The organism is Cellulosimicrobium sp. Marseille-Q4280, from assembly GCF_943181405.1.
Classification (GTDB): domain Bacteria; phylum Actinomycetota; class Actinomycetes; order Actinomycetales; family Cellulomonadaceae; genus Cellulosimicrobium.
Window position 1 is genome coordinate 161,469 of record NZ_CALPBY010000009.1, and the last position, 25,460, is coordinate 186,928.

The window sequence follows — 25,460 nt, forward strand, 5'->3', positions numbered from 1 at the left end:
CGGCCAGACCCGCACCTAGAGCGCAACGCGGAGCCCGCACATCTACCGGCCATGAACGAACCGAACCCCGCCCGAGTCCCCGCCGGCGTCTCGACCGGCGGCCAGTTCGCGCGCACCGCCCGGGTGGAGTCCCCGCTGCGGCTGGTGCCCGAGCCGTTCAGGCTCGCCGACGGCGAGGAGCCGGTCAACGGACTCGTCGCCCGCGAGAACCGCCGCGGCACCTACATGCTCGTCGACGCCGCCACCGGCCGCCCGGCCCTGCACGGCGCCGAGCGCGGCAGGCGCGGCGCGCACCCCACGCCCGAGGCGGCGCTGGAGTGGGCGGCGGTCACCTACCCGCTGGTGCAGCGCGTGGCGTCCACGGTCGCTCGCGCGCACCCGGTCCTGGTGCCCAAGTGCGGCGACTGCCAGGTCGACATGGTGCAGGAGCTCGACGACGAGAAGGACCGCCCGACGCCCATCTGGACGTGCCCGATCTGCGGCGACACGCCGCGCTGAGGAAATACCCTTCCAACTCGGGCACTCGTGACATACACTCATCCACGAACGCCAACACGGACACGAGACGCAAGGAGGTGGCGGAGATGGATCGCTTCGGACGCAAGCAGGCCCTGAGCACCGCGTACCCCACGCTGTCGATCACGCGTGTCCCCGGTGAGCGCAACCACGTCTCGATGGCGTGGTCCCAGCTCCCGCGGGAGGCGGCCCAGACGTAGGACGATCACATCCAGATCGCCTCGGAAGGCCGCCCCTGCAACGCAGGAGGCGGCCTTCGTCGTATCGGCCACGTGCCGCACATAGAACTGGAGCCGGACCAGAACGCCGGCACCGACAGCACCACCTAGGGATGTAGTTCAGCTGGAAGAACGCCGGTCTCCAAAACCGGAAGTCGGGGGTTCGAACCCCTCCATCCCTGCTCGGCTCTCGGTCACTGTGGCACCTCGCGTGTCATACACCGCGAAGCGAACGTGCCGCCCTCGGGCGGATTGTCAACTGCACAGAGACGAGAAGTAGCCGACCGGCACCATCCGGTCGGCCCTCGATGAGCACCGCGTCCCCCGGGGCGCGCCCACGACGTGGAACCCGCCGAGCGCGGGGGAGTCACGGGCGACCCGGATCTGAGCGCGGCGCATCGTCGAGAACCCCAGGTGGCGCCGACCCCGCGCGCCCGGCCTCCGCGTACAGCGTGCCGGGTGTCCCGCGAGGGCATGGCGGACGGCGCCACCTGGGTTCATCAGGCGTCGATGACCCGAGCGGACGAAGGGCCCCGGCTGTAAACCGGGCACGTCAGAGACATCGGAGGTTCGAATCCTCCTCGGCGCACTCACGTCACGGAACGATCCCCCTACGGCAGGCGGGCGGCCGACGAGCTGGCCCGGGTTCGAGCCCCGGCGGTCCGTGACGATCAGACCTCCGGGGACGGAGAGAAGGCCGGTTCGATCCCGGCCGGCGGGCCCGCCTCGTGCGGACCTCCCGCCGTTGGCAGCACCGAGTCCCCGCCGCACGGCATGCGGCAGGCCCCGTCGGGCCAGGAACCAAGCGACGGCCGGTCCTCTCCGGTGAACAGGGGCGCCAGGCACCTGGCGGACGAAGGTGGCGGCCGGGGGACACCCCGGATACGGCCGGGATGGTGTCGAGGGTGAGCCCCGCCAGGGCAAGTCCCTCATCGGGCGCCTCTAGCTCAATCGGTCAGAGCATCTGACTCTTAATCAGAGGGTTCTGGGTTCGAGTCCCAGGGGGCGCACCAGGTCGACGTAGGGCCCACGCCGCGGAGGCGTGGACGGCGGGCGTCCCGCGAGACGTGCCGTCGGCGGGTCGCGGCCCGTGAACCTGCGCCGACCGCACACGGTGACGTAGCTCAGCTGGCAGAGCAGCGCGCTCATAACGCGCAGGTCAGGGGATCGAGACCCCTCGTCACTACCAGGCCGCCTGACCGCGGCCAGCAAGGCCCTGTAGCTCACTCGGGAGAGCACCGCCCTGTCACGGCGGAGGTAGCCGGATCGAAACCGGTCAGGGTCGCGTAGGCACCTCGCCCGTTCAAGTCGGGCAGGCAAACCCCAGCGGTTCGACTCCGCGCAGCCAGTGGTTGGCGTGGGGAGCGGGTCCGGATGACCCAGGTGTCGTGATGGCGGGTAGCTCAGTCGGTTAGAGCGCGGTCCTGATAAGACCGAGGTCGGCGGTTCGATCCCGCCCCTGCCAACTGGAACCACCTGCTCGAGGCGCTGCGCAGCGCCGAGGGCGGGCAGGTGCCGAGACCGCTGAGAGGAGCGGCAGCACCGCCCGGGCTGAGGCAGCGACCGGGCGACGGGCACGACCAGTCCGCCGGGGCACCGGGAAGCATGCGGGTTCGCTGTGGTGTGTCGCCGGCCGTTCCAGGTCGGAGCGGAGGTTCGATTCCTCCACCGCACGCAGGTCAACACGGACGGCTAGCTCAGCTGGCAGAGCATTCCCTTCACACGGGAGAGGCCGGGGGTTCAAGTCCCTCGCCGTCCACAGTGCGCACCGCAGTACCGCCCACACAGGTAGCGGGACGCGGCAACCCGGAACGCAGCGCCAGCGCGGGAGCTAGCTGCAGCACGACGGGCCGAGCCTTCCATCCGTGGGTGGCCCGGGACCGGTCACCCGTTGCCTCGTGCGAGCACGGCAGGTACCCCCGGACCTGCCCAGACGGGAACACACGCCCCCACGGTCTAGAGGCCTTGGACGTCGCCCTCTCACGGCGAAGGACGCCGGTTCGAATCCGGCTGGGGGTGCTCGAATGCGAGAACACGACCCGAGCCGTGCGCGGCCCGGGGAGCGCGAAGGTCACGCGAGAGTCCAGCCCATCGGCACGGGAGCGCAACCCCGCCGGCGGGTGTCCGCACGGTGGACAGACCTGACTGGCGACGGGACAGACGTCGCAACTGGCCCACCAGGTTGGAGTGGTGGGAACCTGCCCCGCTGGTGTAGCGGTAGCACGCCGGCCCCTCAAGCCGGTAACACGGGTTCGATCCCCGTGCGGGGTACGTAGCGCCAGCGCGCGGCGCGCACTACCGGGCTTCGGCTGACGCGGTGCGAACGTGCGAACGGGACGGCCCCGTCAGGGCCGCCAGCCACCCCGGTGCAGCCCGTGAAGGCCCGGGGACAGCAGCACCCGGCCGCTGACGGCGGTCGCTGCACCAGCCTGAGCAGCACGCTCGAGGACCGCGATGACCGGGTGTGACCCGGCGGATCGGTCGACCACCATCAGGACCGGTGGGAACCCGCCCGTGCGGGGCCAGCGCCAAGGGTGCGCGCCGGCCGACACGGAACGACGCGGAGTGGAGCAGTTCGGTAGCTCGCTGGGCTCATAACCCGGAGGTCGCCGGTTCGAATCCGGCCTCCGCAACCACGGTCCTGGCCCCAGCCTCCACCTGGGCGGACCCGGGGGTAGCCGCAGCCAGGCGCGGACCCCCGACTTGCCCGCGTGGCGCAGCGGATAGCGCGTCGCACTACGGATGCGAAGGTCAGGGGTTCGAATCCCTTCGCGGGCACACGTCACACACCGACCAGGACAGGAGGACCGACATGGCCATCAACGCCGCAGCCGTCGTGCTGCCCGAGCTGCTGGGCTCGCGAGGATCGGCCGCGGCCCTCATCCGCCGGTCGGTTCCCGCCGGCACCACCGAAGTCGCCGTCTCGGCGGCGCACACCGTCACGGTCGCGGCCAGCGCCGCAGCGGAGCTCGTCAAGGTGCTGCTCGACGTCGGCGTCGACCGGGTCGTCCTGGTCGAGGCGAACGAGCGCGTCGAGAGCCACCTGCGCGACGCGCTGGACCGCCAGGCACGCCCCGAGCGGACGTTCCTGCTGACCGCCCAGCGCGGACGTGAGGACGCGGTGTACCGCACCTAGACCCGGGTGGACCCGCCCTGCCCCCTTGCGGGGCGCAACGAGGCCCGGCGCGCGGCCGGTCATCCCGCGCACTGCCCCGATGGCGGAACTGGCAGACGCGCACGGTTCAGGTCCGTGTGCCTTCGGGCGTCCGGGTTCGACTCCCGGTCGGGGCACCAGCTCGCCCAGCGCGAGCGCACTACTTGAGAGCACGCCTGCGGCCACTGACCCGCTGCCTCCCAGCAGCCGGCCAGCCGCGGTGTGCGCCCTCCCGGGCGGGACGTAGACCTCGGGGACCGAGCCGGACGGCGAGCACCGGCAGCCTGGCGGCCCTTCTGGGAGGGGGCGGCCGCCAGGACCAGCCCAGGTAGCTCAGTGGTAGAGCAGCCGCCTCGTAAGCGGCAGGTCGCGGGTTCGACCCCCGCCTTGGGCTCTGGCGCGGAAGCGCCGCACGACGACGGACTGGCGTGCCGTCGCGGCACGACGGCGGGACACCCCTTCGCGGGGCCCCGTGCGTCGACCGCACACCTACACGCCCGGGCCCCAGCGGCCCGCCTGCCCGGCTAGCTCAGTGGTAGAGCGCACCCTTGGTAAGGGTGAGGTCGCGGGTTCGAACCCCGCGTTGGGCTCCAGGTCCGCGGCCAGCACCGGCCGCCGGCCATGTCTCCGTGGCGAAATGGCAGACGCGCGGCCTTGAGGTGGCCGTGCCCCGGAAGGGGCGTCCCGGTTCAAGTCCGGGTGGAGACACGTCGCGGTCAACGTCAGCCGCTCCCGGTCGTTCATCGCCGGGGTGGAGCGAAGGTCGGCACAGAGGCGGGTTCCTCCCTGATCTCCCGCCGCCAGACCTGCCGCGCATGGAGGGTTGCCAGAGATAGGACGATAGGGCCCGCCTCGAAAGCGGTGCGGCGGCGCGAGCCGCTCGGGGGTTCGAATCCCTCACCCTCCGCACAGCGGCCACGCCACGTGCCGCACATAGGTACCTCGAGCGAGAGACCCCGCCGCAGTGGTAGCGGGGCGAGCCGGGCACATGAACCCGGCCACGACGCGGACCCGTGTCGCTCGAACGGTCCGAAGTCGGTGGGACTGCAGCCCGCCGGCCGACACCAGAGGTGCTGCGCGCGTCGCGGCTCCACGCCTGGCAGAAGCACGAGGGACGTGCACCCGCCCGTCAGGGCGGGAGGAAGCGGGTTCGACTCCCGTCGCTGAGGAGGTGGACGCCAGCCGTGCCGCGGCAGCCCTCGACTGGGGAGCCATGTTCCTTGGTGGCGACTGATCCTTGCAAGATCGGTGCGGCGGGTTCGATCCCCGTGCTCTCCACAGATCCGTCCGACCGTGCCGGTGCCGCGACCCCTTCGTCGCCGCGCCGCCCGACGTAGGCGGGTCCCTGGTGGCCCCCGGATGCTCGAGTAGCGCCCGGGGGTCGCCGCCTCTGGATGTAGCGCAGTTGGTAGCGCGCCCCGTTCGGGACGGGGAGGCCGTGGGTTCGAGTCCCGCCATCCGGACGTAGCCGCCTCGCGCGGCACCTGCCCGCGGACCACCTTGCCGGTCCGGCCGCGGGCCGAGTGGACCGGCGATGGGTGCTCTCGCGGGTCGACCCGAACTCGACTCGCCACAGCCGCCGGACCACCTGCACGGGTGGGCCGGCGTGCGCCCGCCTAGCTCAGAGGTCAGAGCGTCCGCCTTGTAAGCGGAGGGTCGTGGGTTCGACTCCCACGGTGGGCTCATGGTCGCGCGACGCGTCCACACCCGGGCCCGGCCCGGGCAGGCGGCAGGACTCTCCAGCAGGGTGGACTCGGAGACCAGGAATCCGCCCGTCGCACGACCAGCACGACGGCCCGCGCGAGCCGTGATCGCGTCCCTTCCCCGGTAGCTCAACGGCAGAGCGTCCGATTGTTAATCGGCAGGTTCCTGGTTCGAATCCAGGTCGGGGAGCGCAGCAGTCGTGGCGCGCAGCACCACGGCGTGCACGGGTCGCCCACGTCACGGGCGGTGCAGGGCTGCCGGAGCGGCCGAACGGAACCGCCCCCTCGTGGGCGGTGGGATGCACCGCGTCGCCTGCCCTCGGGTGGGCGCGCGGTGGGTCCCCGGAGGTTCGAATCCTCCGCCCTGTGCGTGGGTCCACCAGCGATGCCCAGGCTGCGGCCGAAGCTGGCGTTGGCCGTCGACAAGGCCACCCTGGTAGGTGAACTCCGCGGTGGCGCGGGGCCCCGGTTGCTAACCGGGTGGGTCGCTTCGGCGGCTGAGGTTCGAGCCCTCCGGCTACCGCGTCAGCGGCGCGCCAGGTTCCGCCAGATCGGCAGCCGGCCGACCGCGTCGTACTTGCTCATGAGCACCTGCAGGTCGTTCAGCCCGTGCCTGGCGGCGTCCAGGTCTGACCGAGCCGCGTCCATCGCGCGCTTGAAGTCGCCGCCGGCCGGCCGTCCGCTGCGGCTCGCCATCCGCGCTCGCACCACAGCAAGCTCCTGGACGTCGGCGCGTGCCAGGTCCAGCGCCGTGAGCACGCGCGACCCACCGGTCACCAGGCGCGGGGAGACGATCTCCATCTCGATGAGCGTGGCGCGGGTCTCCTGCATCGCCGGGTCGAGCTCGGCGGGCTCGGGCAGATCCTTGCCCTGGTTGGACTGCTGCATCGACGCCTCGCGCTCCTGCAGCAGGCGCAGCGAGGTGTTCGCCGCCCGCCAGAACCGCAGGTGCACGTCGCGGCGGCGGTTCGCGGCATCCCCGCGCTGCTGCAGCCGCACTGCGGTCAGGGCCACGACGCCGCTGAGGAGAGCTGCGACGAGCGCGACGCCCACCGCGGCGGTCGCGATCACGTTCTCCGGTGTCCAGGTCACACGCGCACTCTAGTGGCGCGCGTGCCGGTCTCTGGCGGCCGCACCGCGGCCCCACGACGCTGTCCGAACCCACCGTTCAGACGCCACCCCGGACCTCCCCGGAGCGGTCGAGCGAAGGCGGGTACGACAGATGCTCCTGGCGGACAGCGCGAGGAGAGCCACCACGAAGCCTGAGTCCGGCGGAGGTGGGTGGCGACCCGGCTCGGGGACGTCGCGCGGCGGTGCGCGGCGTGCAGAGCGACATGGAAGGTGAACCGGACAGGCGTGCCGGGACCGCCTGGAAAGCGCGTCGGTCGGCCTCGGGCCGGCTGGGGATCACGTCCTCCTCCTTCCGCCTCGCCGCCTTTGCGGTGCGTCTGGCCCACGACACGGGCTCATGTGGGTGTAGCTCAGCTGGTAGAGCGCGAGGTCGCCATCCTCGAGGCCGCGGGTTCGAACCCCGTCTCCCACTCCAGTCACGCGCTCGGCTCCGGCCGGGCGGGTTGCGGCCATCGCCCAGCCGCACGCGCCCCGGCGCGGACCTCCGGGGATCTCGCGGATGAAGCTCAACAGGTTGAGCGCGACCCTCCCACGGTCGAGGCAGCGGGTTCGAGTCCCGTCATCCGCTCGAGGCAGGCCACCTGCCGTCGCGTCGCCCCGCCCGCACCGGGACGGCGAGGCACGAGTGGCAGGAGCGTCCCGCGGCGCCCGACGCCCGGCCTTGACAGCCGGGCACCTTCACCGCCCCTCAGTAGGGGGTATGGGGAGGCGGGGTGCGACGTCGCGGGGCGATCTTGGGGACGTGGCGCAGCTGGTAGCGCACCTGCATGGCATGCAGGGGGTCGCGGGTTCGAACCCCGCCGTCTCCACAGGCGCCGGCCCATCATCGGGCCGGACTCGCGCTCGTAGCTCAGCGGATAGAGCACCTGCCTCCGGCGCAGGGGGTCGCAGGTTCGAGTCCTGCCGAGCGCACGCAGCATCACCACGTCGGCCCTGTGTGGGCCGCACGCGCGGCTAGCTCAGTTGGTAGAGCGCCGGCACGACATGCCGGATGTCCGGGGTTCGAGTCCCTGGTCGCGCACTGTGTCCGTAGCTCAGACGGCTAGAGCGCCTGGATGTGGCCCAGGAGGTCGCGGGTTCGAGTCCCGTCGGACACCCCACGTACCGAGCTCACCGCCGCGCCCCTCCCTGGGCGCGCGGCGGTGAGCTCGGGTGCGGCTACAGCCAGACGGCGGACAGGATCTCCTGCTCCTGCCAGGCGTCCTCACCGTCGAGCGCGCGCAGCCCTGCGACGGTGACCTCGACGCGACGGCCGGCCACGTGCACCGTCGTGTCGTCGGGGCCGTAGTCGTCGTCGGCCTTGAGCCCTTCGGCGCTCAGGCTCTCAGGGGCACGGTAGGTGTCCAGCAGCCCCGTGACCTCGACCTCCAGCGTGAAGGTCAGGTTCCACAGCTCGTCGCCGTCGTAGTCGTCGACGTGCTGGACGTCGTTGACGTCGACCACGAGGGCACTGGCGTACCAGGCGTCGTGGAGCACCGCCGTCGTCGACTTCGCTGCCGCGAGCGCCCCCGCGGGGTGCCGCCGGGGCAGCTCGGAGGCGAAGTCGTCGGCCGCGCGGTCGGCCCAGCGCGGCCAGCCGAGCGAACGGGCTCGTGCGGCGCGCACGACGCCCAGGTGCCGGTTCGGGTCGAGAGCCGCGAGCTCACGCTGCGCGGCGGCGTAGGAGATGCCCTTCGCAGCGGCCAGTCGGCGCGCGTCACGGGGATCCACAGGGTAGGTCGTCATGATCAGCTCTCTGCTGGGTGCTCGTCCCGCGCCGCGCATCCCAGTCTGCTGCTGGTCTGACGGTGATGAGGGCCCTGCAGCATCGGCGGTCCCGCCTTGTCCTCGTGGCGGCCGCCGCGGGGCTGGTCGCTCGGAGACCGGTCCATGCCATCACCGGTGCCTGAGAATGTAGCACCGCCACGAGCGGTGGCGTGGCGTTGTGGAGCGGCACCAGCGCTGCCGCACATCGGTAGGGCATGGCCACCACGACCGTGAACCGCCCGTCCCTGCCTGCTGTGCCGCAGGGCTGCCCTGCCCCGTCCCGGTTCAAGCTGCTGCTGCAGCCGCTGCGTGACGGGTCGACGTACGGCACGTCGCCGTACGCCCCGTTCGTGCTCAAGATCGAGTTCGAGGGTGAGCCCGGCCACGTCTCCTTCGACGAGGACTCCGGGCAGCTGTTCGCGCTGCTGATCGGCGGCGACGGCCGCATCGTCACCGGCCGCACGACGCCCGCGCTGGACGCCGCGCTGGCCTGGTCCTCCCAGGTCTGGGCGGCCGTCTACCGCGAGCTGCTGACCGGCGGCATCGACCACCTGCGTCTGTGGGCGCTGGCGGCCGGGTTCGCCGTCTGGGAGCAGGACTGACCGACCGACCCGCGCGCCCCCGGGCGCGCACCTGGTGCTGTGGCCGAGAGGCGAGGCAGCGGCCTGCAAAGCCGTCCACGCGGGTTCGAATCCCGCCAGCACCTCCACCCCGCGCCCCTGTAGCTCAGCGGATCCAGAGCGGCCGGCTCCTACCCGGCAGGTCCCGGGTTCGAGTCCCGGCAGGGGCACACCGACGACGCGACGACACCGAGGAGACACGTGGCGACCGACGAGGACATCGACTGGGCGCAGAACGCGCGCGAGGCCGCCACCATCCTGGAGGCGCAGATCCCGGGCCTGCGGTTCGAGCGCCGCCGCGGCGACGTCGCCTCCTGGGGCTCCATCCCGATGCAGGCCTGGGGCATGCTCGACGACGCGCCGTTCTACTTCCGCTTCCGCAGCGACTACGCCTCCCTCGAGGTGTACCCCGGCGGGCAGGGCCTGGACGAGCGCAACATCCGCGCCCACCGCTCGGTGCGCGCCGTGCTCGTCGCGTCCCGCTCGCGCGTGACCGGCGACCCGTACGCGGGGTACCTCGGCGGGGCGAAGGCCGCAGAGGTGTTCGCCGACCTGCACGCCCGCCTGGCCCCGCCGAGCGAGGACAACCTGACGACGTCCGAGAGCATCGGCCGCGCCGTCGAGGCCCTCATGGCCCGCACGGAGCGCAGTGACGGCTGACATCTCTGCCGCACATCAGCACGGGGACCACCCGAGCCTGAGGAGCGACATGAGCACCGACACCACCGCCGAGCCCGCGGGCCTGCCCGCCGAGACCGTGCTGCACACCACCAGCGGGCTCGCGAGTGTGGCCGACCTGGCCGCGACCGGCCGACCGGTGCACCTGCTGGCCCGTGGCCGCAAGGGCGGCATCGGGCACGCCAAGGCCCGCATCGTGCCAGTCGAGGGCGCCGCGACGCTGGTCCAGGTGGGGCTGGAGCACGGCGACGCCGTGGTGCTGGCCGCCACGCAGGGCGTCATCGCGCCGAGCGGCGACGTCCGGTGGGCCCACGAGCTCGCCGCCGGCACCGCCGTCGCGAGCACCCGCCCCCGCGGCTTCCGCGGCTGCGTCACCCCGAACCGCCAGCAGGTGCGGTCGGTCGCCAAGGTCGCCGAGCGCCAGCCGGTGTACCGGGTCATCGCGCCTGGGTACGTCGGCGTCGCGACGGCGGCAGGGATCTACGTCCAGGTCGACCAGGCCTGAGCGTGCACGTAGGGCCTCCGCGGGCCCTCCGGCCACCGAGCCGGTGACGACGAGGTCGTCGAGCAAACCGCGGGCGATGGGCACTAGCACAACTGGCAGTTGCGCCCGGCTCTGGACCGGGAGGTTCCAGGTTCGAATCCTGGGTGCCCAGCTCGAGGTCGAACGCCACCCGGATCCGCCGCACGCACCGCGGCGCCCGGGCGGGCACGGCCAGTCCTACCAGGCCCCAGTCCCAGGGGGCCCTTGCCGGTGCGAGCCGGTGGTGGGCAACGACGTCGCGGCACCGGGTGCGCTCGGGGCGGGCGTCGCGCAACACCTGGGACGCGACGGGATGTGGCGCAGCTTGGTAGCGCGCGCGGCTGGGGGCCGCGAGGTCGCAGGTTCGAACCCTGTCATCCCGACTCGTCGCCGGCTCGCCCGGCGCACCGCCGGCCACCGCGCCGGCACCTGGCTCCCTAGCTCAGTTGGTAGAGCGCTCGACTGAAAATCGAGAGGTCACCGGTTCGACCCCGGTGGGCGCCACGCAGCCGTCCGTGACCGCGGGCGGCAGCTCGGGGCTGACCGGTTTCGATCGGGCCCAGGGCGGTTGTTCAGGTCGAGCCGAGGCAGGCGACGCACCCTCGCAAATCAGGTGTCGCACCAAGAAGCGCCAAGCGCGACTTCGCCCTCACCGCGTAGCGGTGACGTCCGCGGCCGGGAAGTCCTGCCCCGAGCCGTACGGGCGCCGAGAAGCAGGACTCACCCCTTCGGCCGCGTCACGTGCGGGCCGTGCGGGGGACACCTCCACGTGACGACCAGGCGCTGCATCCGGCCCCCTCGGCAGCGCTCGGAACCCCGGGGCCGGTGACGCTCGTGAGGATCCCTTTCTGCCGTCCGGTCCGAGACGCGGGTTCGACTCCCGCCAGCTCCACAACCCGAGGCCCGTCGCCCGCGCGCACCCAACGCGCCGGCGCCTGGCCGCTCCTTCTCGTCTCTGTGCAGCCCACTGCCGCACATGTACTTAGCGAGCCCCGACACCCTGCCGGGAGCCGACCAGAGGAGACGACGATGGCCGCCCAGCCCGGCGTGCTCGTGCTGAACGCGGGCATGGAGCCGCTGCACCGCGTCACGCTGCAGCACGCGGTGCGCATGCTGGTTCGCAAGGTCGCCGTCGTCCACGAGGCCGCCACCGGCAAGATCGGCCCCTACGAGCGCCCGCGCGTGCTGCGCCTGGTCCGCTACGTCGCGATGGGGTGGGCCTACGCCCGCACCGGGTACGGCCCCGTCTCCAAGCAGGCGGTGCGCCGCCGTGACGGCGCCTGCGCGTACTGCGGCGGCCCGCCCGACACCGTCGACCACGTCCAGCCCAAGTCCCGCGGTGGGGCGAGCTCGTGGCTCAACCTCGTCGGCGCGTGCGTGCCGTGCAACCAGTTCAAGGCCGACCGCACGCCTGAGGAGGCTGGCATGACCCTGCTCATCACCCCGTACGACCCGACCCTGCGGCGCGCGGCGTGAGCCCGGTCGTCGTCGGCGAGCCGCAGACGCGACCCGACTGGGACGAGTGGCTGCTGGGCATCGCGCTGGCCGTGTCCCGGCGCGCCGACTGCCGCCGCCGCCAGGTCGGCGCCGTCGCGATGCACAACGACACCCACCGCATCCTGGGGACCGGGTACAACGGCTACCCCGCGGGCAAGCCCGGCTGCCTGAGCGCCGGCGCCTGCCCGCGGGGCCAGCGGTCCTACGAGGAGGTCTCTGCGTCGACGACGTACGTCGGCTCGGCGACCGGCTCGTGCGACGCGCTGCACGCCGAGGAGAACCTGATGCTGGAGCTGACCCGCGAGGAGCGGGCGAACTGCACCATCGGCGTCACCGACGAGCCGTGCCCGAACTGCCGGCGCGTGCTGGCCGGTTCCGGCGTCCGTCGCGTGATCTGGCCCGGCGGCGAGCTCACCTTCGACTGACCCGCCGACGTGGCCCCTCCGATGTATGACACCCGGACGTGTGGGCGCGGCGACACACCACCAATCCTCCCCTCGGCGACGTCCACAGGTGACATACAGTCGAGGGGTGATCACCGCCCCGACCCCGGGGCGTTTCGTACGTACGGCAGGAGACCCTCGCAGATGACGACGTCCACCACCCGCGGCCGCGGCCGCCCCAACCGGGCCGTAGCCCTGCTGGCCGTGAGCGCCATCGGCGCCGTGGGCCTCGTCGCCGGCGCGGCGCCCGCCTTCGCGGCGCCCGTCCTGGTCGAGCCCGGCGTGATCAGCCTCGACCCGGACTGCCCGACCGACGTCGGCGACACCAGCGACGGCACCTGCACCTGGCTGCGCGTCTCCCCGTCGTCGTACCTGACCTCGGCGGAGCTCACGCCCGCCCAGCTCGAGGCGACGGTCGTGAACCTCTACCAGGGCGAGACCCTGGTGGCGTCCGGCAGCCCGGCGGCCGAGTTCGGCATCGCGGACCTGTACTTCTTCGGGCTGCGCGCGGGCACCTACACCGTCGAGGTCGTCAGCCCCGACGGCTTCCAGCAGGTCGGCGACTTCGCCACGGGCGTCGTCCCGGGCACCACGACCCGCACCGAGGTGACCTTCGCCCCGTCCGGCGGCGTGCTGACGTCGCGGTCCCTGCAGATGCGCATGGCCCCGGCGGACCTGGAGCTCGGCCAGCTGGGGATCGACGTGTGGGTCGACACGAACCTCAACGGCATCCGCGACGCCGGCGAGACCGGCCCGTCGTCCTCGGTGTCGATCGACATCCGCAACCAGGACTCCGCGCGCGACGGCATGACGCCGATCAACGCGTTCAACGAGTACCTGTACGACTACGAGCGCACGTACCACGTGGCGACCGGCACCTACGACGTCGAGTACGACTACTTCGGCTCCGACGGCCTGGTCCCGCTGGCCGGCATCGACCCGCAGACCGGAACGGGCACCGTGACGGTCGCGCCGAACGGCGTGCTGCGGATCCCGCTCGGCCAGCCCGGTGACGTCGTCACCCCGCCGGCCCCGGCCGCCCCGGTGGTCTCGCTGAGCTCGGGTCCGGGGGACCAGACGCAGTCCACGACCGCGGAGTTCGTGTTCGTGGTCGACAGCCCCGAGGCGACGCTGAACTGGTCGCTGGACGGCGGCCCGAGCACCGGCACCCTCGGGCGCACGGTGTCGCTGGCCGACCTGAGCGTGGGTGCGCACGAGCTGCGTGCCACCGCGGCGCTCGACGGCCTGGTCTCCAACGAGATCGTCGTCAACTGGGAGGTCCTCGCCGAGGGCACCACGCCCACGCCGAACCCCTCCCCGTCGCCGGGCGAGGGCGAGGGCACGGACCCGGCCCCCGGCCAGGGCACCGGTGAGGACGGCGAGGTCCAGCGGTTCGACGTCGCCCAGGGCCAGGCGCTGGTCGTCAACGGCTTCGGCTTCGACGCCGGCGAGCAGGTCGAGGTCCGCTTCCTGCCCGAGGACGTCATCCTCGACACGGTGACGGCCGAGGCTGACGGCACGGTCCGCGTCCAGGTGAGCGTGCCGACCGACGCCGAGGTGGGCCTGCACTCGCTGCGGCTGACCGGCCTGACGTCGGGCGTCACGCAGTACGTGGACCTGAACGTCTCCGAGGCGCCGGCCGCCCCGGTCGACGGCGAGGACCCGGCCGCGACGCCGGGCGCCGGGCAGGACGCGACCGAGGTCCAGGCGACCAACGGCCGCACCGAGCTCGAGATGACCGGTGTCGACGAGACCACGAAGTACGTCGGCGCGGCCGCGCTGGCGGCGGTGGCGCTCGGCGGCGGGCTGGTGCTCGCGCGCAAGCGCATGAACCGCAACGGCGAGGCGGCCTACCAGGCGCAGCGTCTGAGCATGCTGATCGGCTGAGCCTGACCGGCTGAGCAACGACGAAGCCCCCGGACCCTCACCAGGGCCGGGGGCTTCGTCGTTCGCGGGGTGGGGTCAGCCGACCTTGACCACGCCGACGATCCGCATGAGGTTGGAGTTCACGTAGCAGGTCTGCAGCAGGACCGACCCGCCGATGCCGTAGGCCGCGGTGACGGAGTCGCCCTTGGCGACGTTGCGCGAGTCGACGACCTGGTAGACGCCGTCGAGGCCGCCGCCGGAGATCGCGACCATCTGGCCCATGCCGAGCGACAGGATCGGCGAGCCGCCGCAGTGCTCGTGGATCGGCAGGTACGCCTTGCCCTCGATGTTCGACGACCAGCGGGTCACGCCGCCGGCGCAGGCGTCGACCGCGCCCTGGCCGCCGGAGTTCACGATCCGGGTGGACCAGGCGACGCCGGACGGGGCGACCTGCTCGACGACCGCGGCGGTGCGCTCGGACTGGTTGGCGCGCTGGGCGGCCTTGCGTGCCGCGGCCTCGGCGGCTGCCTTCTCGGCGGCGATCCGCTCGGCCTCGATGCGGGCGTCCTCGGCGGCCTGCCACGCGGCCTGAGACTCGGTGACGGCCGGGGCGGCGTCTGTCGCGGCGGTGCCGGCGGCGCGGATGGCGACGACGTCGAGGTCCTCGCCGTCCTGGGTGGCGGCCTGGGTGGCGGCGGTGATCGCGGTGGCCAGGGCGGTGCGCAGCGTCTCGTCGGCGTTGGGGGAGGCATCGAGCACAGCCTGGGCCGCGGCGGCACCGGCAGTGGCGGCCTTGCGCGCCTCGGTGATCTCGATGGCGTCGCGGCGGGCGATCTCGCGGCCGAGCCACCCGTTGTAGGCCTCGGCGCGGATGGACGTGGCCTCGGCCTGCAGGGCGACCTGGGCGATGTTGTGCCGGTCGAGCGCGATGGCGCCGGTGGCCGCTGCGCCGACGGTGATGGTCGTGGTCAGGGTGATGGCGACGAGGCGGCGGGTGGTGGTCTTGCGCTGCGACACGGTGGTTCTCCTGTTCGGGTGCCAGCCCCATCGGCTGGCTCGGAGGAGAGATGTGCGGCAACGCGCCAATCTGAGACGTTCGGGAGTAAAGTGAATCAAGGGGGTACGACGGTGGCCTGCCGCACATCTACTCAGCACGCGGTCGCGCGTGGAGCTGGACCTGATCCCTCCGGTGTGGCCGCACCAACTCGCACGACGCCCGCCGGAATTTCATCCGGCGGGCGTCTGTCGCGCCCGGGCCTTGACCTGCCACAATGGCGCGCCATCTTGCCGCACATAGGTAGACCATGACCACCACCGACTATCCCGAAGTCGCCCTCGCCTGGGTCGACGTGGAGACCACCGACCTGAACCCCTGGGTCGGCCCCGACTTCCCCGGCAAGCCGATCGTGGAGGCCCACGCCGAGCGCGGACGCCTGCTCGAGATCGCCATGCACGTGACCGACCTCGACCTGAACGTCCTCGACGGTGAGGGCCTGAGCTTCGTCGTGGCGTACAGCCCCGAGGAGGCAGCCGATCTGCGCCAGCGCGCCTCGGGGTTCGTGCAGCAGATGCACGCCAACACCGGCCTGTGGGACCGGATCGCCGACCCGAAGCAGAGCACGCCGCTGGACCAGGTCGACAAGCTGCTCACCGAGCACCTGCAGCGGTTCGCGCCCGAGGCGCGCACGGCGCGTGTGGCCGGCAACTCCGTTCGCCTGGACCTGAACTACCTCGAGGCGAACGTGCCGAGCCTGTACCAGCACGCGCACTACCGGATGCTCGACGTCTCGTCCTGGGCCGGGCCGGCGCAGTGGTGGTGCGACATCAAGCCGATGACCAAGAAGCTCGCGCACACCGCGACCGGCGACATCCGCGAGTCCATCGCCGAGATGCGCTACCTGCGCGACGCGATCGGCATGGGCCCCAAGCCCATGACCATCGCCCAGGCCGCGGCCGAGCTCGACGTCTCGCGCGCCACCGTCGACCGGATGCTGCGCGCGGGGCACCTGCGCGTGGCGAGCGTCAGCGCGGGCGGCCAGCGCCGCGTCGAGGCGGCCTCCGTCCACGAGTTCCGCACCGCCCGGATGGGTGGCTGACCGGCGCGTCGGCGCACTCCTGACCTGCTGCCACCGGCCCCGCACGTAGCGTGATCGGTGGCAGCAGGCGTCGCCACCCGCTCGTTCGCACGGCCCCCGCACGGCCCGCGAGCACCACGAGCCAAGGTCCCTTCGGATCACGCCCAGCAGATCCTTCGTGCCGCGACCCAGGCGCGCCAGTGCGGGAGGAGCGCCGGGAAGAACACGTCATGACCCGCAACGCCCGCCGCAAGGCCGCCGTCCGCGCCCTCGCCGCCTCCCGCGGCACCACCTACACCGCCGCGCTGCGCGAGCACGAGCACCACCCCGCGGTCGTGCACCTGGCCCTGCACCCCGGCGCCAGCACGAGCGACCTCGTCGCCGCGACCGGCATGTCGCTGCTCGACCTGCGGCGCACCGGCCGGGCGGCCGGGTTCGGCCAGCTCGCCGACGGCACCTGGTGGCTGAGCGAGCAGGACGAGGGCATCTCCGCGGCGGTCGCCGCCCACCAGGCGACCGCGCCCGGGCCGCTGGACGTCCTGCTCGGGCACACCGGCGACCTCAAGGCGGTCCACCTGACCGGCGGGCGCACCTGGGCCGTGACCGGCATCGCCGGCGTCGGCAAGACGACGCTCGTGCGCCGGGTCATCGACGCCGCCCTCGAGCAGGGGCGGACCGTCTACCGCATCTGCGGCGACACCGAGGTCGGCGGCCTGGCCGGTGAGCTGTGCACCTGGAGCACCCTGACCCACCGGTTCCCGGCCGAGATGGCCGACCTCCTGGAGCGCGCCTTCGCCGACGCCACCGGCCCGCTGGTCGTGGTCGACGACATCGCATCGGTGCTGCACGCACTCGACGAGCGCGAGCGCGCCCAGGTGGCCTCCGGCGCCCGGCGCACCGACACCTGGCGCGCCCGCGCCGCCCTGGCCCGGGTCGTGGACACCTACGACAGCTCGGGGCGCACCGTCGTGCTGGCCGGCGTCGTCGACCTGGAGCGCGACGACCCGCGACTGCACCCGTGGCTGGGGTGGGCCTCGCGCACGATCGACGCGCGCTTCGGTCAGCCGTGGCACGAGCGCGTCGGCGTGCTGCACGACGGCTCCGTCCGCACGAGGTTCGCGCTGCAGCCCCTGCAGATGCAGGTGCGCGCCCTGGCGGCGGGGGAGCGGGTCCAGTTCACCGACTCCGGGCGCTGGTGGCTCGTGCGGGCCGTGTCCTCCTCGGGCCGCTACGTCGCCCTGTCCTCCCCGCACAACCTCACCGGCGACGACTTCTACACCGTCATCGACCGCGCCCGCGCGATCCGCGCCGCGGACGACCGCGTGCTCGGCGCCGGGTGGCGCACCGACGAGGACTTCACCACCAACCTGCGCCGCATCGAGTCCGGCGACCTGCGCCTGTCGGTGCGCAACCGCGCGGGCGCCGACATCGCCGCCGTCCGCGACCCGGACCCGGCGCGCAAGCCGTCCCCGCCCGCGCGCCTGGCCGCGCCGGCCGGGCTGCAGCGCACCGTCGTGCCCATCGCGACCACCGACGCCGGCACCGCGACGCTCGGCGGGCACCAGACCTCGCACGTCCTGGTGACCGGCCCGAACCGGTACGCGGCCGCGCAGGACCTGATCGACCGGCTGCAGGACGCCGGATGGCACGGCGAAGCGTCCCTGGACCCCGAGTCCGGGTCCGAGGCGGCGCTGGCGACCGCGAGCACCCACGACGAGACGCAGATCGTGGTCGCCGACGCCCTGGCCGAGCTCGATCGCCGGTACGCGCTGCTGCGCCAGCACGACGTCACCGGGCACGCCGACCTGCCCGCGCCGGTCCGCGTGCCCGACCGGTTCCTGATGATCGACGTCGACCACGCCGCGGCCGTGCCCGCCCTGGAGGTGAGCCTGAACCGCATCGCCCGCACCGGGCGCGCCGTCGGCGTCCACCTGGTCGCGATCGCCGAGCGCACCGGCGGCGACATGTCGTGGCGCACCGACGTCTCCCAGCTGCAGACCGACGAGGGCGTGACGTTCTGGCGCGAAGGACTCGGCAGCTGGGCCACGGTCACCGGCCCGCCGCCCGCGGCCGATCCGGACGCCGTCCCGGGCGACCACGAGGCAGGGGTCGTGCTCGCCGCGAACGCCGGCGGCCAGCCCGCGCGCTTCGACCTGACCCGAGGGCTGCTCACCGGCGGCACGTACAACCGGCCCGCGAGCGTCATGCGCCTGCTCGCTGACCAGGCCGCGGCCGCCGGGCGCACCGTGCACCTGGTCACCGCCCGCGCTGACGAGCCGCTGTCCCGCACCTTCCGCGGCGCGACCCTGCACACCCCGGACGAGCTGCCCGACCTGCTGGAGCAGGCGTCGCGCAGCGACCTCGGCGTGCTCGTGGTCGCCGACGTGCCGGTGGCGGACACCTGGCACGGGCTGAACGGCGACGTCGAGGCGCTCACCGCCATCGCGTCGGCAGCCACGGCCGGCGGCACCTGGCTCGTCGACGACACCGGGATCCACGGGTCCCAGCACGCCGCGCGCGGCTGGGCCGGGGCGCTGGGGTTCCGCTACGGCGCCATCCGATCGCTGTACGGCCGCCAGGCGACCCGCAAGCGCCTCCTGCCGGTCGACGGCGCCGGGCTGGCCCGAACGGCGCCCGACGGGCCGCTGGAGCTCGTGCGCGCCTACTGCTGATCGCCCAGTGCGGCACCCGGCCGCCAGCCCCGCCGGGTGCCGCACATCAGCAGGCATGGACTTCACCGCACCGGCCGCGACCCGCACCGACTCGCGCGTCGTCAAGGTCACCACGACCAGCATCGACCTCGACAGCTGCGACCCGCTGCCGCTGCCCGGGGTGATCCACGACCTCGTGCCCTTCGCCGCCACCCTGCGCACGCAGGCCGAGGGGCTCACCCTCACCGACGCCACCCTCACGCTCGAGGTCACCGGCCCCGGCCAGATCATCCAGACCGGCACCTGGAACGCGCCGCAGGCCCACCGCGACGAGCGCGACCACAGCCCGCTGCGGGGGCACCTGCGTGACCTGCCGGCCGACCTGCTCTCCGCCATCGCCGCGGCGGCCGATGTCGACCTGACACCCGTGCTGCAGGAGACGCCGTGAGCGGCCCGACCGCGAACCTCGTCCGCCGCACCGAGACCATCGAGGTCGCCGCGCGGGTCGAGCTGGGCGGCTTCCCCGACCTGAGCCTGCTGCGGGGCGACTCTCCGCTGATCCTGACCCACGCCACGGTCACCGCCACCGAGCACGACGGCCACGCCTCGTGCCGCGTCCACGTGGTCGGGACGAACCACTGGAACGTCCAGCAGACCGGCACCTTCACCGCCCCGCGCGGCACCGACACCGACCCCAACGACGCGTACAACGCCCGGGTCGGGCACGTGTCGGACCTGCCCGCAGACCTGCGCGCCGCGCTCGAGGCCGCCACCGGCATCCGCTTCGCCGACTACGGCGTGGCGTGAGCGTTCCCGCGCCCGAGCACGACCCGACCAGCACGCGGCCACACCCGAGGAGCGACCGATGGCCCTGACCGCCAGGCAGACCACCAACCCCGACGAGCTGCGCGTCAACGTCAGCGGGCGCAGCGCGCTCACCGGCGAGCCGTTCGACCCCGACCGCGACGCCGGGTTCTTCGAGCTGTGCGTCCGCAACGACTACGGGCGGCACTGGCGGTTCGACCGGCACGACGCAGACGCCGGCGAGGCCGTGTTCCGTCGCGAGGCAGAGCAGGACCCGCCCAGCGCATAGCGGCACCCACGCCCGGCGCGTGCCGCACATCGGTCATGCATGAACCTCGACCTGCCGACCCCCGCGCGGGCCGCATCATGACGCTGGCCGCGATCGACTTGTTCGCCGGGTTCGGCGGCCTGACCCTCGGCTCCGAGCAGGCCGGGGTGCCCGTGGTGTGGGCGGGCAACCACTGGCGCACCGCCGTGGACACCCACGCCCGCAACCACCCCGCCACCGTGCACGCCTGCCAGGACCTGCGCCAGGTCGACTGGTCGACGCTGCCGCCGTTCCGGATCCAGCTGAGCGCCCCGGCATGCCAGGGCCACAGCTCGGCCTCCCAGCCCAAGCGGCGTGCCTTCCACGACGCGATGCGAGGGACCGCGTTCGCCGTCATCGACTGCGCCGACGTCACCGAGCCGGACGCGATCATCGTCGAGAACGTCCCGTCGTTCTTGAGCTGGCGGCTGTACCCGTGGTGGAAGGAGGGTCTGGAGCGCCTCGGCTACCAGGTCGACCCGCGCATCGTGCACGCCTCGCGGGTCGGGGTCGCCCAGCGCCGCAAGCGCCTGTTCGTCATCGCCACCCGCCCCGGCGTCAAGGTCCGTCCGCTGCGCCACGACGCCGTCGAGCCCGCCTTCGGTCAGCACCTGCACCGCCGCACCAGCGACGCGCTGTGGCGTCCGGTCGCGGCCGCGACGCCGTCCGTGCGTGCCCGCATCGAGCGCGGCCGGGCGCGGCACGGCGCACGGTTCTTGACCCAGCACGTCACCGGGCACCCCGGGGTCGGGCTGCACGAGCCGATCCGCACCATCACGACGGCCTCCCAGCACTGGAACCTCGTCGACGGTGACCGCTACCGGGCGCTGACCTCGCGCGAGCTCGCCCGCGGGATGGGGTTCCCCGACACCTACACCTGGGACCCGGCGCTCAGCGTCGCCGACGTCACCAAGGGGCTGGGCAACGCCGTGTGCCCGCCGGTCGGACGCGAGGTCGTCTCCGCCGTCGCCGAGGCGATCGCGTGAGCGACCCGACGCCCGAGCAGGTCGCCTCAGCGCAGCGGCTCGCGCTGCTGACGAGCGAGGACGGCGACTGGCTCGTCGACCCCGAGTCCGCCCAGTTCCACGCCGACATCGCCACCCTCGTGCGCATGGCCGGCGTCGAGCCCGTCGCCCACTCCTACGGCCACGAGCACGAGCTGCCGGACTGGGCCCGCGAGCAGATCCGGGCGCGCTACGGCGACGGCGATGCCGCACATCGGTAGGCCATGAGCACCGACACCGCCCAGCCCGGCATCGGCCCGGCCGAGATCTCCCACGCCCTGACCTTCGCCGGCCTGAGCGCCGACGCGTCCGTCGACTACGACGGCGACTGGACGGTCGCGTTCAAGCTCGACGTCGACGAGGACCGGCGCCCCACCCGCGACGCCTGGCTCGCGATCGAGTTCGTCGTCTGGTTCGCCCGCGACGTCGCCCGAGGCCAGCTCATGACCTCCAAGCGCCCCGCGCTGACGGCGTGGAACCACGCCGCCCCGCCGCACCTGAACCGGCCCGGGCACATGCTCACGTTCTGCTTCGGCGCGAACGAGGAGCAGTACACGCTGCTCGACTTCGCCACGTCCCTCATCGAGTCGTGGAACGGCACCCTCACCTCGCCGCAGCTGCCCCTGTCGGCACCCGGCGTCGTCGCGCCGCAGTCCACGCCCACCGACCTCGTGCGCCGCACCCTGGCGAGCCTGGACATCACCGCCACCGACGCCCAGGTCGCCCGCCTCGTGGCCTCGACGAGCCACATCGCCGACCCGGCGCCGCGCTCGGGTGCCATCGCCGAGATCGCCCTGACCCGGGGGCTGGGGCCTGCCTGAACGACCGCCGCGCACATCAGCGGCGAACCCCACCCGAGACCCAGAAACCGAGGCACCCCATCAGCGAGCCCACCACGGCCTCCCGGGCAACGCCGGCCGCGGCGCCCGCGACAGCAGCCGCCTCACCGGAGCTGGTCGTGATCGTCGGGGCACCCGGCACGGGAAAGTCCACCCTCGGCCGCGCTCTGGCGCGCCAGCTCGGGGCAGCGCTGGTCGACCGGGACACCTTCTACGCACCGCTGGCGGCGGTCGCTCTCGAGCAGACCGGCCACGATCCGGCAGACCTCGACAGCGACGTGGGCAAGGCGCTGTCGGCGGCGGCGTACCAGGCAGGGGAGGACCTCGCTGGGGAGATCGTCTCCGCGGGCTGTCCGGTCGTGCTGGTCGCCCCGTACTCGGGCCGCGCCAGACCCGGGTGGCGCGATCGCCTGGACCGCCTCGACGCGCAGGTGCACGTCGTGTGGCTGGACGGCCCGTTCCGCCTGCTGCACGACCGGATCACCGAGCGGGGAGCCGCCCGCGACGCCGCCACCCTCGCCAGCTGGGACAGGTTCGTCGCGCTCGCGCAGATGGGACCGCCCGTGGGTGCGCATGTGCGCGTTGACGCCGCACTGGAGACGGACGAGGCCCTCGCCGCGATCCTGAGGGCGATGAACGGGCGACCCGACCTCCCCGTGCCCTAGGACCCCGCACACCGGGCCGCGCTGCCGCACATCAGCAGGGCATGACCACCGACGCCACCGCACCCGCCATCCCCATCACTCCCGCGCAGCGCCGCACCCTGCACGTCCTGAACCACTGGACGATGGGCGGCCCGCGCGCCGGCAAGGTGGCCTCCATGCTCGGGCACGACTCGGCGACCAACGCCGCCCGCACGCTCGACAACCTCGTGCTCAAGGGCCTGGCCGAGACCTACGACGACGCCTCCGGGCGCCGCCGCTGGCGCCTGAGCGACGCCGGCCGCGCCGTGGCCGACCCCATCGTGTGACCTCGCGGCAGGCGCGCAGCCGACCGGCTCGATCCTGTGCGTCTGCCGCACATCAGCACGGCATGACGATCTTCGCCCTGACGCCTAACCCCGGAACAGCCCGCCTCGAGCTCGACGCCACCGACGGCACCAACCTCGCCGGCCTGCACCTGTACGCGATGGGCGAGGACATCACCGTCCTGACCGTCGACGACGTCGGCGAGCAGAGCGTGCTCGCCGTCCTGCCCGCGAACAGCCTGCTCGACGCCGTCGGCTACATGGCGATCGAGCCGCACTTCGAGTTCACGGTGCGCCACCAGGACTCCGGCAGTGCGGTGCGCTTCACGCGCCCCAACGGCGAACGTCTGGTCGTCTCCGCGACCAGCGACGTCAACGGCCGCCACCGCTCGAACATCGTCCTGCAGCCCGACCAGGTGCCGCGCCTGCTCGTCTGGCTGACCACAGCCTTCTCGCGCGCCATGAGCGTGACCGACGCAGCCGCCGTGCTGGCGACCCCGACCCGCCGATGAGCGGGCCGTCCGCAGCCCAGCGCTTCCCGGCGGCGGGCGGCCCGGGGCTGCTCGCCGCGATCATCCGCGCAGAGCGGGGCCAGACGCCCGAGGAGGCCGAGCAGGAAGCGTCCATCGTGTTGGACCTGCTCCTCATCGAGCCGACCCCCGAGCGCGTCCAGTTCCTCGTCGAGCCGCCCGCCCAGAGCCCGCAGGTGCCCTCGCCGCGTCGCGCGACTGGCCTCTACCTCGACCCGGTCCGCGAGGCGCACCTGTGAGCGCGCGCCGGTACGTCTCCCCGCTGCGCTACCCGGGCGGCAAGGCCCGCATGGCGCCCTACCTCGAGCACATGTTCGCCCAGCAGATCTCGGACATGGAGGTCGAGGTGTGGCTGGAGCCGTTCGCCGGCGGCGCCGGCGCGGGCCTGAGCATGCTCAACGACGACGCCGTCGGGGAGATCTGGCTGACCGAGAAGAACCCCGCCCTGGCCGCCCTGTGGCGGACCATGCTGAGCGACCCCGAGACGCTCGCGACCCGCGTCGAGCAGACCGCCCCCGACCTGGACCTGTGGGCCTGGGCCCGCGAGCGGGTCGGGCGCGCAGGGGTCCCCGGGACGGCCGACGCCGACACCGCCTTCGCCGCCCTCGTGCTCAACCGGTGCTCGCGCTCGGGCATGGTCAACGACCGCGTCGGGCCCATCGGCGGCAAGAACCAGGACGGCCCCTGGACGCTCGCGTCCCGCTGGAACGCCCCCGCCCTCGCGATGCGGATCCGCCACGTCGGCTACCTCAGCAACCGCATCCGCTTCACCCAGGGCGACGCCGTCATCGCCATCGCCGACCTGGCCGACTCCGGCATCGAGGACGAGGTCCTGGTGTTCGTCGACCCGCCCTACCTGCGCGAGGGCAACCGGCTGTACGCCAACGGCATGACCGCCGCCGACCACCAGCGCCTGGCCGACGCGCTCAACGCCAGCCCGGCCCGGTGGATGCTCACCTACGACGACGAGCCCACCGTCGCCGCCGACCTGTACCCCCGCCGGCGCGTGCTGGCCTACCGCATCGCCAACACCGCCAACCGGGCCCGGATCGCCACCGAGCACGCCGTCGTGTCCGACAACCTCGTCCTGCCCGAGCCGCACGAGCTCGTGCCCGGCGCCGAGGCGACCTGGGTGCGCGCCCAGCCCGCGACGGCCGCCTGAGGCCACGGCCCTGACCTGCACCTCGACGAGGCATCGCCGACGCCGCACATAGGTTCCTCATGACCGCAACCATCACCCCGCTGGCCATGAGCCGGCGCACCCACGCACAGCCGCCGCCGACCATCATCGCCCCGCCCAGAGCTGCGCTGTCCCTGCGCACCCTGTCCAAGCGGATCGTGGTGTGGGCCGCGGTGTGCGACGCCGACCCCGAGCCCATGCACGGGCACGTCGAGCTCGCCGAGACCGGCGGGTCAGACGCGCCGGCGTCCGCCTTCGTCGCCGCGCTGCCGGCGATCATGGACCAGGTCCGCCCGTGGCTGGCACGCCTGGCCGCCCCGTCGACGCACAAGGTCACCGAGCTGGCCGTGCCGAACCCGTCCCTGCGCGCCCGGCTGCGCGAGGGCGAGCCGATCGAGGGCGTCATGATCCTGCCCGCCTCCGAGGTGTCCGGCACCGACCCCGTCGTGGCCGCCGCCTCCGACATCGCCGAGCGCCTGCACCGCGAGGTCATCTCCCCGGACGAGACCGGCACCGTCCAGCTGGCCGTGGCCGCCTCCCTGCGCGCCCACCACCGCGGCGCCGGCATCGCCTGGACCCGCGCCGACGGCCTGTACGAGACCCAGATCGCCGACACCTCCGACCAGACCGCCGCGCTGGTGCGCGCCATCGCGATGGCCGTGCGCGCCCACCGGCGCCACCTGGGCACCGTGGTGATCTCCTGCGAGTCCCGGGCCGCCGTCGAGCTCGCCCGCGCCGCCCTGGAGCGCAAGCCCACCACCGGCCACCCGGCCCGCGCGTCCGCCCAGCGAGCCCTGAGCTACCTGGAGATCGCCGGCGACGTGCGCGTGGTGTCGCGCACCGCACCCGACGCGCTGCGCTCCGGCGCGACACGCCTGGCCCAGCTCACGCGCCGCGACGCCGAGTTCGACATCACCGGGCCCGAGCACGAGAAGCGCGCCGCGGCCGCCCTGGCCGACGAGCTCGCCGGCGCGGAGGTGAGCGCCTGACCTGCCACGACCAGCACCT

At 73.3% G+C, this 25,460-nt stretch carries 26 protein-coding genes, 31 tRNA genes and 1 other RNA gene; 55 read left to right on the top strand and 3 right to left on the bottom strand.

All coding sequences use genetic code 11. The features are described from left to right. Window positions 1–51 precede the first annotated feature (51 nt). The 23 genes from NFS20_RS21285 to NFS20_RS21390 all read left to right on the top strand — a co-directional run bounded on the left by NFS20_RS21285 (window position 52) and on the right by NFS20_RS21390 (window position 5,781). A complete protein-coding gene (locus tag NFS20_RS21285) occupies window positions 52–498 on the top strand; it encodes a hypothetical protein (RefSeq protein ID WP_251153808.1) in 447 nt (148 codons plus the stop codon). An 86-nt stretch (window positions 499–584) separates the two neighbouring features. After that, entirely contained in the window at window positions 585–716 is a 132-nt protein-coding gene (locus tag NFS20_RS22210) for a hypothetical protein (RefSeq protein ID WP_285821165.1), read from the top strand. Window positions 717–843: 127 nt separating this feature from the next. After that, window positions 844–916: transfer RNA gene (locus tag NFS20_RS21290), tRNA-Trp, on the top strand. A gap of 322 nt (window positions 917–1,238) precedes the next feature. Then, window positions 1,239–1,323 (top strand) — tRNA-Tyr (locus NFS20_RS21295). A gap of 347 nt (window positions 1,324–1,670) precedes the next feature. Further along, window positions 1,671–1,747: transfer RNA gene (locus NFS20_RS21300), tRNA-Lys, on the top strand. A gap of 100 nt (window positions 1,748–1,847) precedes the next feature. Further along, a tRNA-Met gene (locus NFS20_RS21305) sits at window positions 1,848–1,923 on the top strand. A gap of 23 nt (window positions 1,924–1,946) precedes the next feature. Then, a tRNA-Asp gene (locus tag NFS20_RS21310) sits at window positions 1,947–2,019 on the top strand. 107 nt (window positions 2,020–2,126) lie between these two features. Next, window positions 2,127–2,200 (top strand) — tRNA-Ile (locus tag NFS20_RS21315). A gap of 220 nt (window positions 2,201–2,420) precedes the next feature. Beyond that, window positions 2,421–2,493 (top strand) — tRNA-Val (locus NFS20_RS21320). Between the two features lie 186 nt (window positions 2,494–2,679). Then, a tRNA-Glu gene (locus NFS20_RS21325) sits at window positions 2,680–2,753 on the top strand. A 181-nt stretch (window positions 2,754–2,934) separates the two neighbouring features. Then, window positions 2,935–3,005: transfer RNA gene (locus NFS20_RS21330), tRNA-Glu, on the top strand. Window positions 3,006–3,293: 288 nt separating this feature from the next. After that, a tRNA-Met gene (locus NFS20_RS21335) sits at window positions 3,294–3,370 on the top strand. 69 nt (window positions 3,371–3,439) lie between these two features. After that, window positions 3,440–3,512: transfer RNA gene (locus NFS20_RS21340), tRNA-Arg, on the top strand. A gap of 34 nt (window positions 3,513–3,546) precedes the next feature. Further along, window positions 3,547–3,870, top strand: a complete 324-nt coding sequence (locus NFS20_RS21345; RefSeq protein ID WP_251153809.1) for a hypothetical protein — start codon at window positions 3,547–3,549, stop codon at window positions 3,868–3,870. Between the two features lie 73 nt (window positions 3,871–3,943). Next, window positions 3,944–4,028, top strand: a tRNA-Leu gene (locus tag NFS20_RS21350). A 182-nt stretch (window positions 4,029–4,210) separates the two neighbouring features. Beyond that, window positions 4,211–4,282: transfer RNA gene (locus NFS20_RS21355), tRNA-Thr, on the top strand. 124 nt (window positions 4,283–4,406) lie between these two features. Next, window positions 4,407–4,481, top strand: a tRNA-Thr gene (locus tag NFS20_RS21360). Between the two features lie 30 nt (window positions 4,482–4,511). Beyond that, window positions 4,512–4,596 (top strand) — tRNA-Leu (locus NFS20_RS21365). Between the two features lie 109 nt (window positions 4,597–4,705). Beyond that, window positions 4,706–4,795 (top strand) — tRNA-Ser (locus NFS20_RS21370). A 298-nt stretch (window positions 4,796–5,093) separates the two neighbouring features. Then, window positions 5,094–5,166 (top strand) — tRNA-Ala (locus NFS20_RS21375). Between the two features lie 112 nt (window positions 5,167–5,278). Continuing rightward, window positions 5,279–5,351: transfer RNA gene (locus NFS20_RS21380), tRNA-Pro, on the top strand. A 147-nt stretch (window positions 5,352–5,498) separates the two neighbouring features. Beyond that, window positions 5,499–5,571, top strand: a tRNA-Thr gene (locus tag NFS20_RS21385). Between the two features lie 138 nt (window positions 5,572–5,709). Next, window positions 5,710–5,781 (top strand) — tRNA-Asn (locus NFS20_RS21390). 335 nt (window positions 5,782–6,116) lie between these two features. On the opposite strand, the gene NFS20_RS21395 is transcribed toward NFS20_RS21390, so the two are convergent. Continuing rightward, window positions 6,117–6,683 carry a hypothetical protein gene (locus NFS20_RS21395; RefSeq protein WP_251153810.1) on the bottom strand — a complete coding sequence of 189 codons (567 nt, stop codon included), beginning with the start codon at window positions 6,681–6,683 and terminating at the stop codon, window positions 6,117–6,119. Window positions 6,684–7,061: 378 nt separating this feature from the next. Between NFS20_RS21395 and NFS20_RS21400 the strand changes: the two genes are divergently transcribed. The 6 genes from NFS20_RS21400 to NFS20_RS21425 all read left to right on the top strand — a co-directional run bounded on the left by NFS20_RS21400 (window position 7,062) and on the right by NFS20_RS21425 (window position 7,822). After that, window positions 7,062–7,137, top strand: a tRNA-Gly gene (locus NFS20_RS21400). Window positions 7,138–7,217: 80 nt separating this feature from the next. Continuing rightward, window positions 7,218–7,290: transfer RNA gene (locus tag NFS20_RS21405), tRNA-Gly, on the top strand. Between the two features lie 168 nt (window positions 7,291–7,458). Continuing rightward, a tRNA-Ala gene (locus NFS20_RS21410) sits at window positions 7,459–7,531 on the top strand. 30 nt (window positions 7,532–7,561) lie between these two features. Then, window positions 7,562–7,634, top strand: a tRNA-Arg gene (locus NFS20_RS21415). 36 nt (window positions 7,635–7,670) lie between these two features. Continuing rightward, window positions 7,671–7,743: transfer RNA gene (locus NFS20_RS21420), tRNA-Val, on the top strand. A gap of 2 nt (window positions 7,744–7,745) precedes the next feature. Beyond that, window positions 7,746–7,822 (top strand) — tRNA-His (locus NFS20_RS21425). A 58-nt stretch (window positions 7,823–7,880) separates the two neighbouring features. Here NFS20_RS21425 and NFS20_RS21430 read toward each other — a convergent pair. Continuing rightward, window positions 7,881–8,447, bottom strand: coding sequence for a hypothetical protein (locus NFS20_RS21430; protein WP_251153811.1), 567 nt, complete (start codon window positions 8,445–8,447; stop codon window positions 7,881–7,883). Window positions 8,448–8,683: 236 nt separating this feature from the next. Here NFS20_RS21430 and NFS20_RS21435 point away from each other — a divergent pair, with 236 nt between their 5' ends. The 12 genes from NFS20_RS21435 (at window position 8,684) to NFS20_RS21490 (ending at window position 14,116) form a co-directional block, all read left to right on the top strand. Next, complete coding sequence (locus tag NFS20_RS21435; protein ID WP_251153812.1) at window positions 8,684–9,070, top strand: hypothetical protein; 387 nt, start codon at window positions 8,684–8,686, stop codon at window positions 9,068–9,070. A gap of 33 nt (window positions 9,071–9,103) precedes the next feature. After that, window positions 9,104–9,177: transfer RNA gene (locus NFS20_RS21440), tRNA-Cys, on the top strand. Between the two features lie 6 nt (window positions 9,178–9,183). Next, window positions 9,184–9,258, top strand: a tRNA-Arg gene (locus NFS20_RS21445). Between the two features lie 31 nt (window positions 9,259–9,289). Then, window positions 9,290–9,748, top strand: coding sequence for a hypothetical protein (locus NFS20_RS21450; protein WP_251153813.1), 459 nt, complete (start codon window positions 9,290–9,292; stop codon window positions 9,746–9,748). 49 nt (window positions 9,749–9,797) lie between these two features. After that, a complete protein-coding gene (locus NFS20_RS21455; RefSeq protein WP_251153814.1) occupies window positions 9,798–10,271 on the top strand; it encodes a hypothetical protein in 474 nt (157 codons plus the stop codon). A gap of 77 nt (window positions 10,272–10,348) precedes the next feature. Further along, window positions 10,349–10,422: transfer RNA gene (locus NFS20_RS21460), tRNA-Gln, on the top strand. A gap of 176 nt (window positions 10,423–10,598) precedes the next feature. Then, window positions 10,599–10,672, top strand: a tRNA-Pro gene (locus tag NFS20_RS21465). A 48-nt stretch (window positions 10,673–10,720) separates the two neighbouring features. Further along, window positions 10,721–10,793 (top strand) — tRNA-Phe (locus tag NFS20_RS21470). Window positions 10,794–10,824: 31 nt separating this feature from the next. After that, window positions 10,825–11,184: a transfer-messenger RNA gene (gene ssrA / locus NFS20_RS21475) on the top strand. A gap of 134 nt (window positions 11,185–11,318) precedes the next feature. After that, window positions 11,319–11,765, top strand: a complete 447-nt coding sequence (locus NFS20_RS21480; RefSeq protein ID WP_251153815.1) for an HNH endonuclease — start codon at window positions 11,319–11,321, stop codon at window positions 11,763–11,765. After that, window positions 11,762–12,211, top strand: coding sequence for a deoxycytidylate deaminase (locus NFS20_RS21485; protein WP_251153816.1), 450 nt, complete (start codon window positions 11,762–11,764; stop codon window positions 12,209–12,211). Before NFS20_RS21480 ends, NFS20_RS21485 begins: the two co-directional genes overlap by 4 nt. 162 nt (window positions 12,212–12,373) lie before the next feature. Next, window positions 12,374–14,116 (top strand): hypothetical protein, encoded by a 1,743-nt coding sequence (locus NFS20_RS21490; protein WP_251153817.1) that lies wholly within the window; start codon window positions 12,374–12,376, stop codon window positions 14,114–14,116. A 75-nt stretch (window positions 14,117–14,191) separates the two neighbouring features. Here the strand turns inward: NFS20_RS21490 and NFS20_RS21495 are convergent, their stop codons facing one another. Then, window positions 14,192–15,112 carry a hypothetical protein gene (locus NFS20_RS21495; RefSeq protein ID WP_251153818.1) on the bottom strand — a complete coding sequence of 307 codons (921 nt, stop codon included), beginning with the start codon at window positions 15,110–15,112 and terminating at the stop codon, window positions 14,192–14,194. Window positions 15,113–15,399: 287 nt separating this feature from the next. Between NFS20_RS21495 and orn the strand changes: the two genes are divergently transcribed. The 14 genes from orn to NFS20_RS21565 all read left to right on the top strand — a co-directional run bounded on the left by orn (window position 15,400) and on the right by NFS20_RS21565 (window position 25,441). Then, window positions 15,400–16,191, top strand: coding sequence for an oligoribonuclease (gene orn, locus NFS20_RS21500; RefSeq protein WP_251153819.1), 792 nt, complete (start codon window positions 15,400–15,402; stop codon window positions 16,189–16,191). Between the two features lie 209 nt (window positions 16,192–16,400). After that, window positions 16,401–18,842, top strand: coding sequence for a hypothetical protein (locus tag NFS20_RS21505; RefSeq protein ID WP_251153820.1), 2,442 nt, complete (start codon window positions 16,401–16,403; stop codon window positions 18,840–18,842). Between the two features lie 55 nt (window positions 18,843–18,897). Continuing rightward, the gene (locus tag NFS20_RS21510; protein ID WP_251153821.1) at window positions 18,898–19,269 is read left to right on the top strand and encodes a hypothetical protein; all 372 of its coding nucleotides are present in this window, start codon (window positions 18,898–18,900) and stop codon (window positions 19,267–19,269) included. Then, window positions 19,266–19,628 (top strand): hypothetical protein, encoded by a 363-nt coding sequence (locus NFS20_RS21515; RefSeq protein ID WP_251153822.1) that lies wholly within the window; start codon window positions 19,266–19,268, stop codon window positions 19,626–19,628. The genes NFS20_RS21510 and NFS20_RS21515 overlap by 4 nt, the downstream gene beginning before the upstream one ends. 58 nt (window positions 19,629–19,686) lie before the next feature. Continuing rightward, window positions 19,687–19,914, top strand: coding sequence for a hypothetical protein (locus tag NFS20_RS21520; protein ID WP_251153823.1), 228 nt, complete (start codon window positions 19,687–19,689; stop codon window positions 19,912–19,914). A gap of 35 nt (window positions 19,915–19,949) precedes the next feature. Continuing rightward, entirely contained in the window at window positions 19,950–20,918 is a 969-nt protein-coding gene (locus NFS20_RS21525) for a DNA cytosine methyltransferase (RefSeq protein WP_251153824.1), read from the top strand. After that, window positions 20,915–21,157: a hypothetical protein gene (locus tag NFS20_RS21530; protein ID WP_251153825.1), complete on the top strand. Its 243-nt coding sequence runs from the start codon at window positions 20,915–20,917 to the stop codon at window positions 21,155–21,157. The genes NFS20_RS21525 and NFS20_RS21530 overlap by 4 nt, the downstream gene beginning before the upstream one ends. Before the next feature lie 3 nt (window positions 21,158–21,160). Continuing rightward, a complete protein-coding gene (locus NFS20_RS21535; RefSeq protein ID WP_251153826.1) occupies window positions 21,161–21,757 on the top strand; it encodes a hypothetical protein in 597 nt (198 codons plus the stop codon). Window positions 21,758–21,894: 137 nt separating this feature from the next. Next, complete coding sequence (locus NFS20_RS21540; protein ID WP_251153827.1) at window positions 21,895–22,440, top strand: P-loop nucleotide/nucleoside kinase family protein; 546 nt, start codon at window positions 21,895–21,897, stop codon at window positions 22,438–22,440. 41 nt (window positions 22,441–22,481) lie between these two features. Continuing rightward, window positions 22,482–22,745 carry a winged helix DNA-binding protein gene (locus tag NFS20_RS21545; protein ID WP_251153828.1) on the top strand — a complete coding sequence of 88 codons (264 nt, stop codon included), beginning with the start codon at window positions 22,482–22,484 and terminating at the stop codon, window positions 22,743–22,745. 62 nt (window positions 22,746–22,807) lie between these two features. Next, window positions 22,808–23,254: a hypothetical protein gene (locus NFS20_RS21550; protein ID WP_251153829.1), complete on the top strand. Its 447-nt coding sequence runs from the start codon at window positions 22,808–22,810 to the stop codon at window positions 23,252–23,254. Next, window positions 23,251–23,511: a hypothetical protein gene (locus tag NFS20_RS21555; protein ID WP_251153830.1), complete on the top strand. Its 261-nt coding sequence runs from the start codon at window positions 23,251–23,253 to the stop codon at window positions 23,509–23,511. The genes NFS20_RS21550 and NFS20_RS21555 overlap by 4 nt, the downstream gene beginning before the upstream one ends. Next, window positions 23,508–24,434, top strand: a complete 927-nt coding sequence (locus tag NFS20_RS21560; protein WP_251153831.1) for a DNA adenine methylase — start codon at window positions 23,508–23,510, stop codon at window positions 24,432–24,434. The genes NFS20_RS21555 and NFS20_RS21560 overlap by 4 nt, the downstream gene beginning before the upstream one ends. A 59-nt stretch (window positions 24,435–24,493) precedes the next feature. Then, window positions 24,494–25,441 carry a hypothetical protein gene (locus tag NFS20_RS21565; protein WP_251153832.1) on the top strand — a complete coding sequence of 316 codons (948 nt, stop codon included), beginning with the start codon at window positions 24,494–24,496 and terminating at the stop codon, window positions 25,439–25,441. Window positions 25,442–25,460 lie beyond the last annotated feature (19 nt).

Bases quoted from the DNA above. Each gene is read 5' to 3' on its own strand.
- NFS20_RS21520 (WP_251153823.1), top strand. From the start codon at position 19,687: ATGGCCCTGACCGCCAGGCAGACCACCAACCCCGACGAGCTGCGCGTC.
- NFS20_RS22210 (WP_285821165.1), top strand. From the start codon at position 585: ATGGATCGCTTCGGACGCAAGCAGGCCCTGAGCACCGCGTACCCCACG.
- NFS20_RS21345 (WP_251153809.1), top strand. From the start codon at position 3,547: ATGGCCATCAACGCCGCAGCCGTCGTGCTGCCCGAGCTGCTGGGCTCG.
- NFS20_RS21285 (WP_251153808.1), top strand. From the start codon at position 52: ATGAACGAACCGAACCCCGCCCGAGTCCCCGCCGGCGTCTCGACCGGC.
- orn (WP_251153819.1), top strand. From the start codon at position 15,400: ATGACCACCACCGACTATCCCGAAGTCGCCCTCGCCTGGGTCGACGTG.
- NFS20_RS21455 (WP_251153814.1), top strand. From the start codon at position 9,798: ATGAGCACCGACACCACCGCCGAGCCCGCGGGCCTGCCCGCCGAGACC.
- NFS20_RS21430 (WP_251153811.1), bottom strand. From the start codon at position 8,447: ATGACGACCTACCCTGTGGATCCCCGTGACGCGCGCCGACTGGCCGCT.
- NFS20_RS21535 (WP_251153826.1), top strand. From the start codon at position 21,161: ATGAGCACCGACACCGCCCAGCCCGGCATCGGCCCGGCCGAGATCTCC.
- NFS20_RS21545 (WP_251153828.1), top strand. From the start codon at position 22,482: ATGACCACCGACGCCACCGCACCCGCCATCCCCATCACTCCCGCGCAG.
- NFS20_RS21565 (WP_251153832.1), top strand. From the start codon at position 24,494: ATGACCGCAACCATCACCCCGCTGGCCATGAGCCGGCGCACCCACGCA.
- NFS20_RS21550 (WP_251153829.1), top strand. From the start codon at position 22,808: ATGACGATCTTCGCCCTGACGCCTAACCCCGGAACAGCCCGCCTCGAG.
- NFS20_RS21435 (WP_251153812.1), top strand. From the start codon at position 8,684: ATGGCCACCACGACCGTGAACCGCCCGTCCCTGCCTGCTGTGCCGCAG.
- NFS20_RS21480 (WP_251153815.1), top strand. From the start codon at position 11,319: ATGGCCGCCCAGCCCGGCGTGCTCGTGCTGAACGCGGGCATGGAGCCG.
- NFS20_RS21505 (WP_251153820.1), top strand. From the start codon at position 16,401: ATGACCCGCAACGCCCGCCGCAAGGCCGCCGTCCGCGCCCTCGCCGCC.
- NFS20_RS21510 (WP_251153821.1), top strand. From the start codon at position 18,898: ATGGACTTCACCGCACCGGCCGCGACCCGCACCGACTCGCGCGTCGTC.
- NFS20_RS21555 (WP_251153830.1), top strand. From the start codon at position 23,251: ATGAGCGGGCCGTCCGCAGCCCAGCGCTTCCCGGCGGCGGGCGGCCCG.
- NFS20_RS21490 (WP_251153817.1), top strand. From the start codon at position 12,374: ATGACGACGTCCACCACCCGCGGCCGCGGCCGCCCCAACCGGGCCGTA.
- NFS20_RS21525 (WP_251153824.1), top strand. From the start codon at position 19,950: ATGCATGAACCTCGACCTGCCGACCCCCGCGCGGGCCGCATCATGACG.